The organism is Massilia sp. MP_M2 (assembly GCF_039123635.1).
Lineage (GTDB): Bacteria > Pseudomonadota > Gammaproteobacteria > Burkholderiales > Burkholderiaceae_D > Telluria.
The window spans coordinates 51,527-64,392 of the sequence record NZ_JBCHJF010000002.1 but is presented as its reverse complement, the minus strand read 5'-3'; the positions used below and the strand labels follow the sequence as shown (position 1 = coordinate 64,392).

The window sequence follows — 12,866 nt, the reverse complement described above, 5'->3', positions numbered from 1 at the left end:
GTAGGGTGGATGGCCCCGCCATCCACGCGTCCAACGATCGGCAAATCCAACGCGCACGTCACGCTTGACGTGCGACATCCCATTACCCTCTGCTGCCGCATACGCTCGGCAGCATGTCCCATTTTCGTCGCGTCCGCTCTGGCCGGACTTATTTCTTCACGCTGGTCGCCTTTCGTCGTCGCCCCATCCTGTGTGACGATGCGATCCGCTCATCCTTGCGCGTTGCATTCGACCGAACGCGCCTGCGCCGCCCCCTCTCGATCGACGCCATCGTGCTGATGCCGGACCACCTGCATTGCATCTGGACGCTGCCGGATGGCGACACCGACATCTCGACACGATGGGCACAGATCAAGCACCATGTTTCCTTCTCCTGTCGCGATCAATATGACGACATCGCGCCTGCCGAGTCACGCCGCCGCCGTGGTGAAGCCGCGATCTGGCAACGGCGCTTCTGGGAACATCAGATCAGGGATGACGACGACATGGCGCGCCATGTCGATTACATTCATTACAAGCCGGTCAGGCATGGTCATGTCAGCAGTGCTGCGCAGTGGCCGTATTCATCGTTTGGGCGGTTTGTGAAGAGCGGGATATATCTTCCTGATTGGGGTGGCACCGAGGCAGCGCGGACGATGATGCTGGAGTGAATTGGAGACGCCGGTCTATTACAGCGTGCACAAGTGCGGTGATCTTGGCGCCAACGATCACCGCGTGGTCGGCCTAGCCGCCCACCCTACGCCAGGAGCCGTTTATCTGCTCAACGTGTGCGAATTGCAGACGATCGAATTTCACGCCGACGTGACCTTGAAAACGGCAGCGGCAAATCGACCATCCTGGTAGCGATCGCGCTGGCGCTGGGCTTCGGCATCGAAGGCGGCACGCTGAACAACCGCTTGCTGAACACGTCCGGCGAGCACACCCGGTTGGCGGATCACATTCGGATGTCGCGCAGCGCGCGCAGGCCCAGGGACGGCTATTTTCTGCGGGCCGAAAGTTTCTACAATCTCGCGACCTACCTCGACGAGATGTCAGGCACCACCGGCTATGGCGGCAAGGAGCTGCATGCGCGTTCGCACGGCGAAGCGTTCATGAGCGTGCTGCTCGATAAATTCAGGGGCAATGGCCTCTACCTGCTGGACGAACCCGAAGCTGCGCTCTCACCCAATCGCCAGCTGGCCGCGTTGCGGGCGATGCATCAACTGGTGCAGGAACAGTCGCAGTTCATCATCGTGACGCACTCGCCGATTCTGCTTGCCTACCCTGGCGCGAAGATTCTGGCGTTCGATGGCAGCGGCATTGCCGAGATCGGCTATGAGGACACGGAACATGACGCCGTGACGCGCGACTTTTTGAATCACTATCCGCGCCGGCTGGAACAGTTGCTGGCGCCGGATTGAGAACGGCTCACTCCCACCAGGCCCGTACCGTACTTCCGCCAAACACCGCATGCTGGCGCACTGCAGGCGAAGACAGGCTGTACAACGCTGCCCGCTCGATCGCGCTGGCGCCATCGAGCGCAGCGCATTGCTCGGGCGTCAGGACGATGTCGAGTGACGCAATATTCTCTGCCAACTGCGCCAGGCGGCTGACGCCCAACAAGACCGATGTCACGCCGCGGCGACTGTTGAGCCATGCATAGGCCGTGCTCGCAGGACTATGTCCAGCCTCCTGGGCGATCTTTTTCAGGGCGTCGACCAGCTTCCAGTTGCGATCGGTGAACAACGAATCACCAAACGGATTCGCGCCGTCGAGCCGCTTGTCGTCGGCGCTACGCTGCTCTCCCGGTAATGCGGCGTTGCGTGGCAAGCCGCCCGCGCGCGGCGCCCCAGCCTCGACGGTGGCGCGCACATATTTTCCGGTCAGAAGTCCAAAGGCCAACGGACTCCACGGGACAATACCCATGCCAAACTCGGCCGCCATAGGCACGAATTCGTCTTCGATGTCGCGGTTGGCCAGGGAGTAGAAGTACTGCAGTGCGATGGGCCCCGGCAAGCCACGCACCTGCGCCAGGGTCGCCAGCTTTGCGATAAACCAGGCGGGAGAATTGGACATGCCCCAGTAGCGGATTTTACCGGCCCGGACCAGTGCGGCCATGGTGTCGAGCAGCTCCTCGGCAGGGGTCACGCCATCCCATACGTGAATCCAGAACAGGTCGATGAAATCCGTGCGCAGGCGTCGCAGGGAGTTCTCCAGCGAGGCGTGCAGGTGCTTGGCACTGTTGCCGCCGGCATGCGGGCCGCTCCCCGTCGCAAAGCCGGCCTTCGTTGCAACCACCAGGCGGTGGCGCGATGCGCTGTCGGCGATAAACGCGCCCAGCATTTCCTCGCTGCGGCCACTTGAATAGACGTCTGCGGTATCGATGAAATTGCCACCGGCTTCGACATAAGCGTCGAATACGGCGCGCGAATCTGCTGCGTCCGAACCCCAGCGCGACGTGCCGAACGTCATGGTGCCCAGTCCAAAAGGGCTCACCGCCAGACCGGAGCGGCCCAGGGTACGATAATCATGCAGTGCCATAACTTTACTTTCAGAGTGATTGCTAGGAAAATAGTAACCCGCTCACATTACCGTTGCAAGGACTTTCCTAGTGATCGCTACCAAAAAAACCACTGCGGCATTGCGCAAGAAGGGGCGCCCCCTGTCGTTCGACCGTGAGGCGGCACTGAACAAGGCCATGCTGCTATTCTGGGAACACGGTTATGAAGCCACGTCGCTCAACGCGCTGACGTCGGCGCTTGGCGTGACGCCGTCGAGTATTTATTCCGCGTTCGGCGACAAGAAGACGCTCTTTTTCGAAGCGCTCGAGTTGTACATGACGGGTGGCGGCTCCCTGCAGATGATGCTGGATCAGGCGCCGACGGCGCGCGCCGCAGTCCAGCAGATGCTGCTGGGTGCGGCGGCCGGCTTCACCGGTGAATGCACGCCGAAGGGTTGCCTGCTGGCCAGCGCCGCAGTGAGTTGCTCCGCGGATGCAGGCGATGTGCGCCAGGCGCTTGGCGCGAGGCGGCGGGGTATCGAAGCGCAGGTGCGGGACCGGATTGCGGCGGGAATCCGTCAGGGAGACGTGCCCGCCGATGCCGATGCCGATGCCCTTGCAGCGATGGCGATGGCGTTGATCCAGGGGATGTCCACGCTGGCGCGGGACGGCGCGGCCAGGGAAAAGTTGAACCGGATTGTCATGGCCGCTCTGCAAGGCTGGCCGTTGCAAGCAACTACGCACGGTGAAGAGCAGTCTGCCTGATCACAAGACCCAGGCAGACGCAGGCCAGCCATCGTGGCGCTGCCAGGAAAAGACCCGGCAAGTCGGATGGCACAGTCAGTGTGGACGATGCGAGCCGGCTTCATGAAGGGCGCCGCGCCGGACGGTATCGATCACCATGCGTCGGTCAGTATGTCCACTTGCCACGCTGGTTCACCAGCGTCTTCTTGCCTTCGGTGACCACCAGCCGGCCATCGGCGTAGACGGTGTAGTTCACGCGGCCCGAGCGAAACACATAGCCCTGGAAGGCGCCGGGCGTGACGCCATCGGCCGCCATCGAGTGCATGGTCTTGCCGCGTAGCGTGATCGCCTTGCCGGTCTTCTTGCTGGTGCCGGTGTAGCGCACGTCGTCGCAGGTGACGTTGCCCTCTTCGCATTGCTGCACGATCTTGACGGTAAAGCCGGCTGTGTCCAGCGTCTGCTGCGTGGCGGCGTGGGCCGAGGCGGCGAATGTGAAGACGGCCAGGGCGGCGAAATGAATGGATAATTTCATGGGTTCTCCTGTCGACTGTCGATCGCTGAAGTATGCCTGACCGGGGCAAGCAGTCCGTTCGCTGACGCGCGCTCGCAGCTTGCAACCGGCATCGCCTTACCCGAACAAGCCATGCAGGAACCAGCGCGGCGCCGCATCTTCGCCCGAGCCGTTGATGCGCTCGCGGTAGATCCAGTACAGCGCGTGGTCCTTGCCTTCGGCAATGAAGTAATCGCGCGTTTGCGTCTGGCTCCACCACCCTGCTTCGATGCGTTCGGGATTGGACGCTACCCGCAATGGCGAGCCGTAGAACGGCCGGTGGTCGCGCATCAGCAGCGCGAGCGGCTTGGCCAGCAGCCAGCTTGGCCGGGGCAGGCTTTGCACGTCGGGCGGCATCTGCGCGGCGCGCGCCGCCGCGCTCATTTTCTCGTGCACGGGCACCCAGGCATTGGCGATTTCGGGCCGGTAGTCGGCATGCGGCAGCGCCTGCAGCACGTTGTCGGTGCCCAGGCGCGCGACCAGCAGTTCGATCATGCGCATGCGGTCTTCTTCGCTGCCGCCGGGATCGGGGAACAGCGAATCGGTCGGCGGCGCCATCGCCTGCAACTGCTGGGCTTCGAGCCGGATGCCGATCACGGGCGCGACGAGTTCGAGTTTGCCCAGGCGTTCGCGCAGCAGCCGCATCAGGTGTTCGTCGCGCCATGTGGGTTCGGCCAGCGCGATGTCGACCACCGTGGGCGGACAGGCTACCCTGCCCCGCTCGTGCTCGAGCAGCAGCCGGATGCGTTCGACCGCCAGCTGGCGCGCGCACAGCCAGCCCGTCATCTGCAGCACCAGGTGGTGAGCGCCGGCCAGCAACAGGTCGGCGTGCTCGAGCCGGTCGAACAGTTCGAGCCGGGCCTGAAAGCGTTCGGGCGGCTCGATCCAGCGCAGCAATTCGGGACTGTGGCCATACGCGGCGTCGAGCATGTCGAGCAGCGCGCGCCCGCAACGCCGCTGCAGGCCGGGCCGGGGCAGGCGCTGCAATTCATCGAGCCGGCGGCAGCCGAGGCCATCGAACCAGGCGGCAAACGGACGCGCCGGTGGCAGCAGGCTCACCGGCAGGCGGTCGAGCCGCCGCACGAGCGAGGCCATCTTGACCGCGCGCCCGGCATTGCGGCGCGCCAGCAGCCACGCGCCGCGCGCGGTGGGCGCGCAGGCAATGCACCCCGTAAAGCCGAGCGTGCGCAGGTTGGCGCGCACACGCTCGCACAACTGCCGGATGCCGCCAAACAGGCGCAGGCTGGCGCCGATGTCGAGCAGCAGCGTGGCTTCTTCGGCCAGCGCCACTTGCGGCGTGTATTGCAGCATCGCCATGGCCACTGCCTGCAAGGCCTCGGCCTCGCGCTCGTGGCTGCGCTGGACGATGCGCGCGTGGGGCATCAGCATCAGCACGCCGCCGCGCCGCATGCCGGGCAGCACGCCTTCAATGTGCGCCGCCTTTGACAAGGCCATCACCCGCTCTTGCTCCAGAACCACGATGCCGGGGTCGCCAGCAGCCGACGTGTCGGTACCAGCAAGCGCATCGGCACCAGCAGGCGCATGGGCGGGAGCGGGAGCGGGAGCGGGAGCAGCAGCATCGGCACCGCCGCTACTGCTACTGCTACTGCTATTGCACCAGCGTGGGCTGAAGACTTCGAGCGGTAGCTGGGGCAAATACAGGCCGATCCAGAGGCGCATGGCGTTGCAGTAATGAAGAACCAAGGGGCAGGAACAGCGGCGCGTCGCGCTGCGGTCCCCGGCGTTTGAGGAAGTCGATCGTCATGCCGCCGGCAGCCGGACGCAGCGCAAGGCGCAGCGGTGCGGGCGACGCGTCTTGCGCGGCAGACAGGGGACGGAACATGAAGAACAGGGTCTCGCCCCCCTGCGCCGCCAGGTGCAGGCGGCGCAGGCTGTCGCTGCGCACGTGGTTGGTCCAGAACAGCAGCGCGCCGCAACTACCGCTGCGCAAGACCTGCTCGGCCGCCCACAGCGCATCGGCACTGCGCGTCGAGCGCAGCCACAGCAATTGGGATGGATCGAGGCCCAGCGCGGCCAGCGCCAGCGCCTGGGGTGGATGGGGCGGCTGCAGCAGCACGATGCGGCGCGACGCGCAGGCGGCCAGCGCCGGGCGCAGCAGGCGCATTTCACCGATGCCGGGTTGTTGCAGCAGCAGGTCGACCAGGGTGCCGCCGGGCCAGCCGCCGCCGGGCAGCTGGCCCGACAGGGTGGCGTGACCCGTGTCGATGCAGCGCGTATCGGCATGCGCCAGCTGCGAGGCGCGCCACAGCGATGGGTGCAATGCCTCTGGTGCGGCAAGGATGGAAGAAGGATTCATGGCAGTGATAACAATGCAAGTACTGTATAAACGTACAGTACTCTTTGAAACGGGCCTTGGCAAGCGCTTTTCATTTTGTCTACCGTATCGCCACCTTGTAGATCGGCTTTCTGGCGCCACATATGTCGTTCGTGCCCCATGACCATGGAGTTGTCAATGAGCAACGCAATCAGCAATGCAACGAGTACCGATCTTCTGCTCAAGAAAGCCGGCATCATCGAACGCTGCTGCAACCGCGCCAGCGAAGAATACGAGCGCGATCCCGCGACATTCACCGACGACATCACGCGCCAGGATGCCGCCACACTGAACGTGATACGGGCCTGGGAAGCGGCGATCGAGATGGGCGACTACGTGATCGGCTGCGCGCGCCTGGGGCCAGCGCAGGACGAACGCGAGGTCATCACGCTGCTGGCAGGACATGGCTGGATCGCGCCCACCATGGCCGACAACCTCAAGCGCACCGGCGAATTCTGCCGCGCCGAATGGGATTACCAGGCCGCGCCCCTGCCGGCCCTGGTTGCGATCATCCAGCGCGGCCTTGGCGATTTCACCGATTACGCAGCAGCGCTCACGCGTGGCGCACGCGCTGTCGGCCAACCCTGACCATGTCTTGTCAGTGCGCCAACGGTGCGCCTGCTGGTATCATGCGCCTCTTTTGGGAGTGGCATTTTCTGGCGCCGGATGCGCCGGGTTGCCGCTCTCGCACTGACCAATCAAAACAACCATGACCCAACAGACCAATTTGCCTGGCTTCTTCAGCCGCTTGTCGATCGCCTTCGGCGCCCTGTTCAAATCGCTCGGCGACGCCGAATTCGCTGCGCGCGTGCGCGATGACGGTGTCGGCCCGACCGCCGCTCCAGTACCAGCACCGGCACCAGCGCCAGCGCCAGCAGTGAAACCGGCGCCCGCGCCGGCGCCCCTGCGTGCGCCGACGCCGGATTCGGCCCTGCAGCTGCTGAGCCTTTTCCAGCGCGAAGCCCGCCTGATCGACTTCGCCCACGAAAACCTCACCAGCTATTCGGATGCCGACATCGGCGCCGCCGCGCGCGTCGTGCACGAAGGCTGCGCGCGCGTGCTGCGCGAGCACTTCACGATCGAACCGGTGCGCAGCGAAGCTGAAGGCGCCCGCATCACGCTGGCCGAAGGTTTTGACGCCGCCAGCGTGCGCCTGACCGGCAACGTGGTCGGCACGGCGCCGTTCAACGGCACCCTGAGCCATCGCGGCTGGCGCGCCGCCAGCGTCACACTGCCGCAACTGGCCGAGCGCCACGATGCGCGCGTGCTGGCCCCGGCCGAGGTCGAACTGTGAACGACATCGTGAACGACCCGTTGAACAGTACTGCCGAGCCGCGCTACGCCATCGGCATCGACCTGGGCACCACCCACAGTGCCCTCTCGTATGTCGACCTGCAGGCCAGCGACGGCGAACAGGCCGTCGACGCCGTGCTGCCGATCCCGCAACTGACCGCGCCCGGCACGATCGAGGCGCTGCCGCTACTGCCATCGTTCCTGTACCTGCCGCACCCGGACGAACTGCCGGCCGGCGAACGCGCGCTGCCATGGAGCGACAGCGAAGAAACGGCGATCGCCGGCGAAATGGCGCGTAGCCGCGGCGCGACCACGCCGATCCGCCTGGTCTCGTCGGCCAAGAGCTGGCTGTGCCACCCGGGCGTGGACCGCCGCGCCGCGATCCTGCCGACGGACGCGCCGGACGAAGTCACCCGTGTTTCGCCACTGGATGCCTCCACCCATTACCTGCGCCACCTGCGCCAGGCCTGGAACGCCGCGCACCCCGAAGCGCCGTTCGACCAGCAATCGGTCACCGTCACCATCCCCGCCTCGTTCGATCCGGGCGCGCGCGAACTGACGCTGGACGCTGCGCGCCTGGCCGGCTTCACGCCGACCCTGCTCGAAGAGCCGCAAGCGGCGCTCTACAGCTGGATCCAGGGCAGCGGCGGCCGCTGGCGCAAGCAGGTCGCACCGGGCGACATCATCCTGGTGGTCGACGTCGGCGGCGGCACCAGCGACTTTTCGCTGATCGCGATCCTCGAACGCGACGGCAAGCTCGAGCCGCATCGCGTGGCCGTGGGCGACCATATCCTGCTGGGCGGCGACAATATGGACCTGGCGCTGGCCCACTTCGTGGCCCGCAAACTCGCTGCCAACGGCACCCAGCTCGATGCCTGGCAGATGCGCGCATTGACCTACGGCTGCCGCAGCGCCAAGGAAGCGCTGCTGGCCGACGCCAACGCGACGACGCACCCGATCGTGGTGCCAAGCCGCGGCTCGAAACTCATCGGCGGCTCGATCCGCACTGAACTCACGCGCGACGAAGTCACCGCCTTCATCACCGACGGCTTCTTCCCACGCGTGGAGGCCTCGGCGCGGCCGACCGTGCGCGCCCGCGCCGGCCTGACCCAGCTTGGCCTGCCGTATGCGCAGGACGCAGCGATCACGCGCCACCTGGCCGCGTTCCTCGCGCGCCAGGCCGGCGCCACCGCCGAACTCGAAGGTTTTACTGGCCGCGTCACGGCCGACCACACCTTCCTGCATCCGAGCGCGGTGCTGTTCAATGGCGGCGTGTTCAAATCCGGCATCCTGGCCCAGCGCGTGATGGACACCATCAACGACTGGCTGTACATGGAAGGCGCCGAGCCGGCGCGTATGCTCGAAGGCGCCGATCTGGATCTGGCCGTCGCGCGCGGCGCGGCCTACTTCAGCTACGCGCGGCGCGGCGGCGGTGTGCGCATTCGCGGCGGCACGGCGCGCTCGTACTACGTCGGTGTCGAGTCGTCGATGCCGGCCATTCCCGGCATGGAGCCGCCACTCGAAGCCCTGTGCGTGGCGCCGTTCGGCATGGAAGAAGGCAGCGAACTCGAACTGCCGGGCCAGGAATTCGGCCTGGTGATCGGCGAGCCGGTCACGTTCCGCTTCTTCGGCTCCACCACGCGCCGCCAGGACCGCATCGGCGACGTGCTCGAATTCTGGGGACCGGACGAGCTGCACGAAATGAACGAGATCCAGGCCACGCTGCCGGCCGACGGCCGCACGGCGGGCGAGGTCGTGCAGGTGAAACTGCATGCGCTGGCGCTTGATACCGGCACGCTCGAACTGCTGGCGGTGGCGCATGACGGCCAGCGCTGGAAGATCGAGTTTGACGTGCGTACGGCGGCCGGGGTCCAGTGACCTGGCTCGTCGGCATCGATCTGGGCACCACGAATACGGTGCTGGCCTACGGCCGCAATGGCCCGGGCGGCATCGAGCTATTCCAGATCGATCAGTTGGTGGCGCCCGGCGAAGTGGCCGGCGCACCGCTGCTGCCCTCGATGCGTTACCACCCGGGGCCGGATGAATTGGCACCCGGCGCCCTGCAACTGCCCTGGCAGGGGTCGGATGTCGCCGGCGTCGAGCGCGTTGCGCTGGGGCGCCTGGCGCGCGTGCTGGGTGCGGCCACGCCGGGCCGGCTCGTCACGAGCGCCAAGAGCTGGCTGTCGCACGGCGGCGTCGACCGCATGGCGCCGATCCTGCCGTGGGGTGTCGAGAACGACGTGCCCAAGGTCTCGCCGGTGGCCGCCAGCGCCAGCTACCTTGCGCACCTGCGCGCCGCATGGAATGCGCGCTTTCCCAAACAACCCCTTGAGCGCCAGCAGATCGTGCTCACGGTGCCGGCGTCGTTCGACGAAGGCGCCCGCGCGCTGACGCTCGAAGCGGCCAGGCTGGCCGGCCTGCCGAAGGTCGCGCTGCTGGAAGAACCGCAAGCCGCGCTGTACGACTGGCTGTACCGCCATCGCGCCAGCCTGGCCGACGATCTGGGCGACGCGCGACTGGTGCTGGTGGCCGACGTGGGTGGCGGCACCACCGACTTCAGCCTGGTCAAGGTCGATGTCAAGGACGGCGAGCCGCACCTGACGCGCATCGGCGTGGGCAACCACCTGATCCTGGGTGGCGACAATATGGACCTGGCGCTGGCACACCTGATCGAAGCGCGCATGGCCGAACACTCCGGCGAACACGATGGCAATGACACCGCGCGCACGCGCCTGTCGGCCGCGCGCCTGGCCCAGCTCACGGAACGCTGCCGCGCCGCCAAGGAACAACTGCTGGCCATTGATGCCCCCGAGTCGGTTGCCGTCACGCTGCTGGGCGCCGGCAGCCGCCTGATCGGCTCGGCTCGCAAGGCTGACCTGCTGCGCAGCGACGTCGAGCGCATCGTGCTCGATGGCTTCCTGCCGCTCAACGCCGCGCAGGAAGAACCGGTGCGTGCGCGCACCGGCATCGTCGAATTCGGCCTGCCGTATGCGAGCGACCCGGCCATTACGCGGCATCTGGCCAGCTTCCTGCGCCAGCATGCGGCGGCGTCGCGCGAGGCACTCGGCCTGGATGGCGACACCATCCCGGTGCCGGATACCGTGCTGCTCAACGGCGGCGTGTTTAGGGGCAGCGCGCTGGCGCGGCGCCTGGTCGACACGCTGGCCGGCTGGCGCGACGCGCCATTACGCGTGCTGCACAACGAGAATCCGGATATCGCCGTCGCCCGTGGCGGCGTCGCCTACGCGCTGGCACGCCAGGGCCTGGCGCCGGCGATCGACAGCGGCGCCGCCCGCAACTACTACCTGCTCCTGGACGGCGAAGCACGCGCTGGCCTGCTGCGCGCCGTCTGCCTGCTGCCACGCGGCACACCGGCCGCCACGGAAGTCGCGCTGGCGGAGCGCAGCTTCGCACTGCGCGTCGGCCAGCCGGTACGCTTTCACCTCGTCTCGACGATTGCCGATGCCGGCGCGGCGCCACAGGCCGGTGACCTGGTCGATCTCGATCCGGCCGACGTGGTGCGCCTGCCGCCGATTGCGACGGTGCTGCGCGCGGCAGCGTCCACCTCAGCGTCCGGCACAACGGCCGAGATTCCCGTACACTTGGTGACGACGCTGAGCGAAGTCGGTTCGCTCGAAGTGCATTGCGTCGCCCAAGACGGCGGCGGGCGCTGGCAACTCGCGTTCCAGTTGCGTGGCGACGGCGGTGGCGACGTCGATATCGACACGCCGGACGAGGCCCTGCCCGCAAACCTGGACGCGGCAATCGACAAGATCGAGCGCGTGTTCGGCGCCCGCTCGAAACAGATCGAGCCGAAAGAAGTCAGGCAACTGCGCGCCGGCCTGGAACACCTGCTCGGCGCGCGCGAAAGCTGGACCACGCCGCTGCTGCGCCGCCTGTTCGACGCCCTGATGGCGCGCGCGAAAGGCCGGCGCCGCTCGGTCGAGCACGAGCGCGCGTGGCTCAATCTGGCCGGCTACAGCCTGCGCCCCGGCTTCGGCCACCCGCTCGACGAATGGCGCATGGAGGGGCTGTGGGCCATGTTCGAGGCGGGTGTGCAGCACCACAAGGACAGCCAGGTGCGCGCCGAATGGTGGACGCTGTGGCGCCGCGTGGCCGGCGGGCTGTCGCTCGACGCGCAACTGCGCGTGCTCGACGATTTCGCCTTCAACCTGCAGGCCGATGCCGCCGAGCGTGGCCGGCGCCCCGTCACGCTGGTCGACGGCAGCGAAGAAGACCTGCTGCGCGTGGGCGCGTCGCTCGAGCGCATCCCGTCGGCCTACAAGGCCGAGATCGGGGAATGGCTGTTCAAGCAGATCGCCGACATCCCTGGCGGCGGCAAGCTCGATGCCCGCGCCAGCGCGCGCTACGGGCGCTACTTGTGGGCGCTGGGCCGCGTGGGTGCGCGCCAGTCGTTCCAGTCGAGCGCACATGAAGTAGCGCCGCCCGACGTGGCCGAGGGCTGGCTGCGCCAGCTCCTGCTGCTCGACTGGCGCAAGGTGGAACCGGCCGGTTTCGCCGCCGCCCACATCGCGCGCATGACGGGCGACCGCTCGCGCGACATCGATGAGGCGGTGCGGGACGACGTGCTGCGCCGCCTGGCGGCCAGCGGCGCGCCGCCGGCATGGACCGAGATGGTGCGCGAGGTCGTGGAACTGGATCAGGCCAGCGAAGCGCGCATGCTGGGCGATGCGCTGCCGCCGGGCCTCAAGCTGCTGCGCTAAGGCGGCGTTAAGCCTCCAGCTGACCAATCAGGATCAGCGAAACCGGCTTGCCGGTACCGGGATGCAGCGGCTCGCGCATCGCCGTCAGGCGCAAGCGATGCGCCGCGAACAACGCAATCCAGCCCGCGACCGTGCGGAAGTACCACGGCGGGGCATCGGCGAAGTCGCTGGAAAAGCCCGCCCAGCTGCCGGCGCGCCAGCCGTCGACATACGGCGCATCGCCGCACGCCATGAGCGGGTGCACGGTCTGCACGACCAGCGAGCCGCCCTGGCGCAGATAGGTCGGCGCCGCGCGCAGCAGGCCATCGACCGCCTCGTTACCGATCAACGAGAAATTGCAGACCGCGACATCGACCGCCAGCGCCAGCCGGCCCTGCGCGATCTGCTCGAACGACAGCACGCAAAAGTCGCCACCGCCGGCGGCATTGGCCTTCTCGACCAACGCGGGAATTGCATCGACGCCGACCATGGCCACGCCAGGCAGCGCGCGCACCAGCCAGCCTTCGCCGCAACCGAGATCGACGCCCGTGGCCGGATCGAGGCTGCGCACCGCATCGACGATGGCGGCATTGGTGACCAGCGTGCGTGTTTCGATCTCCCCGCCGCGCACGGCGGCAGTCCATGGGTCGACGTTGCGTGACCACGCGTCGAGAACAGCGGCATCGGTAAGACCGGGCATGGGTTTCTCCTGTGATGACGCCAGTATGCCGCAGGCAGTCACGGCACACCCGCGAACGACAA

At 67.0% G+C, this 12,866-nt stretch carries 12 protein-coding genes; 7 read left to right on the top strand and 5 right to left on the bottom strand.

All coding sequences use genetic code 11. The features are described from left to right. Positions 1–113: 113 nt before the first annotated feature. Complete coding sequence (locus tag RCH14_RS05140) at positions 114–650, top strand: REP-associated tyrosine transposase (protein WP_343025094.1); 537 nt, start codon at positions 114–116, stop codon at positions 648–650. A 117-nt stretch (positions 651–767) separates the two neighbouring features. Continuing rightward, positions 768–1,400 (top strand): AAA family ATPase, encoded by a 633-nt coding sequence (locus RCH14_RS05135; RefSeq protein ID WP_407070056.1) that lies wholly within the window; start codon positions 768–770, stop codon positions 1,398–1,400. Between the two features lie 7 nt (positions 1,401–1,407). Here the strand turns inward: RCH14_RS05135 and RCH14_RS05130 are convergent, their stop codons facing one another. Then, positions 1,408–2,520 carry an aldo/keto reductase gene (locus tag RCH14_RS05130; RefSeq protein WP_343025093.1) on the bottom strand — a complete coding sequence of 371 codons (1,113 nt, stop codon included), beginning with the start codon at positions 2,518–2,520 and terminating at the stop codon, positions 1,408–1,410. Between the two features lie 70 nt (positions 2,521–2,590). On the opposite strand from RCH14_RS05130, the gene RCH14_RS05125 reads away from it, so the two are divergent. Then, positions 2,591–3,244: a TetR/AcrR family transcriptional regulator gene (locus RCH14_RS05125; protein WP_343025092.1), complete on the top strand. Its 654-nt coding sequence runs from the start codon at positions 2,591–2,593 to the stop codon at positions 3,242–3,244. A 145-nt stretch (positions 3,245–3,389) separates the two neighbouring features. On the opposite strand, the gene RCH14_RS05120 is transcribed toward RCH14_RS05125, so the two are convergent. The 3 genes from RCH14_RS05120 to imuA all read right to left on the bottom strand — a co-directional run bounded on the left by RCH14_RS05120 (position 3,390) and on the right by imuA (position 6,090). After that, positions 3,390–3,755, bottom strand: a complete 366-nt coding sequence (locus RCH14_RS05120) for a hypothetical protein (protein WP_343025091.1) — start codon at positions 3,753–3,755, stop codon at positions 3,390–3,392. Positions 3,756–3,851: 96 nt separating this feature from the next. Then, positions 3,852–5,453 (bottom strand): DNA polymerase Y family protein, encoded by a 1,602-nt coding sequence (locus tag RCH14_RS05115; RefSeq protein ID WP_343025090.1) that lies wholly within the window; start codon positions 5,451–5,453, stop codon positions 3,852–3,854. Next, a complete protein-coding gene (gene imuA, locus RCH14_RS05110; protein ID WP_343025089.1) occupies positions 5,383–6,090 on the bottom strand; it encodes a translesion DNA synthesis-associated protein ImuA in 708 nt (235 codons plus the stop codon). The genes RCH14_RS05115 and imuA overlap by 71 nt, the downstream gene beginning before the upstream one ends. 156 nt (positions 6,091–6,246) lie before the next feature. Between imuA and hepT the strand changes: the two genes are divergently transcribed. From hepT to RCH14_RS05090, 4 genes are all read left to right on the top strand, one after another. Beyond that, positions 6,247–6,696 (top strand): type VII toxin-antitoxin system HepT family RNase toxin, encoded by a 450-nt coding sequence (hepT, locus tag RCH14_RS05105; RefSeq protein WP_343025088.1) that lies wholly within the window; start codon positions 6,247–6,249, stop codon positions 6,694–6,696. Positions 6,697–6,817: 121 nt separating this feature from the next. Next, on the top strand, positions 6,818–7,402 hold the full coding sequence (locus tag RCH14_RS05100; protein ID WP_343025087.1) for a DUF2760 domain-containing protein: 585 nt from the start codon (positions 6,818–6,820) through the stop codon (positions 7,400–7,402). Between the two features lie 8 nt (positions 7,403–7,410). Beyond that, positions 7,411–9,279, top strand: a complete 1,869-nt coding sequence (locus RCH14_RS05095) for an Hsp70 family protein (protein WP_343025086.1) — start codon at positions 7,411–7,413, stop codon at positions 9,277–9,279. After that, the gene (locus RCH14_RS05090; RefSeq protein ID WP_343025085.1) at positions 9,276–12,125 is read left to right on the top strand and encodes an Hsp70 family protein; all 2,850 of its coding nucleotides are present in this window, start codon (positions 9,276–9,278) and stop codon (positions 12,123–12,125) included. Before RCH14_RS05095 ends, RCH14_RS05090 begins: the two co-directional genes overlap by 4 nt. Positions 12,126–12,132: 7 nt before the next feature. Here RCH14_RS05090 and RCH14_RS05085 read toward each other — a convergent pair whose 3' ends face one another. Continuing rightward, positions 12,133–12,804, bottom strand: coding sequence for a methyltransferase domain-containing protein (locus RCH14_RS05085; RefSeq protein ID WP_343025084.1), 672 nt, complete (start codon positions 12,802–12,804; stop codon positions 12,133–12,135). Positions 12,805–12,866: the final 62 nt, after the last annotated feature.

Excerpts from the sequence above, each read along its gene's own strand:
- RCH14_RS05140 (WP_343025094.1), top strand. The coding sequence starts at position 114 with ATGTCCCATTTTCGTCGCGTCCGCTCTGGCCGGACTTATTTCTTCACG.
- RCH14_RS05130 (WP_343025093.1), bottom strand. The coding sequence starts at position 2,520 with ATGGCACTGCATGATTATCGTACCCTGGGCCGCTCCGGTCTGGCGGTG.
- RCH14_RS05120 (WP_343025091.1), bottom strand. The coding sequence starts at position 3,755 with ATGAAATTATCCATTCATTTCGCCGCCCTGGCCGTCTTCACATTCGCC.
- RCH14_RS05115 (WP_343025090.1), bottom strand. The coding sequence starts at position 5,453 with ATGCGCCTCTGGATCGGCCTGTATTTGCCCCAGCTACCGCTCGAAGTC.
- imuA (WP_343025089.1), bottom strand. The coding sequence starts at position 6,090 with ATGAATCCTTCTTCCATCCTTGCCGCACCAGAGGCATTGCACCCATCG.
- hepT (WP_343025088.1), top strand. The coding sequence starts at position 6,247 with ATGAGCAACGCAATCAGCAATGCAACGAGTACCGATCTTCTGCTCAAG.
- RCH14_RS05100 (WP_343025087.1), top strand. The coding sequence starts at position 6,818 with ATGACCCAACAGACCAATTTGCCTGGCTTCTTCAGCCGCTTGTCGATC.
- RCH14_RS05085 (WP_343025084.1), bottom strand. The coding sequence starts at position 12,804 with ATGCCCGGTCTTACCGATGCCGCTGTTCTCGACGCGTGGTCACGCAAC.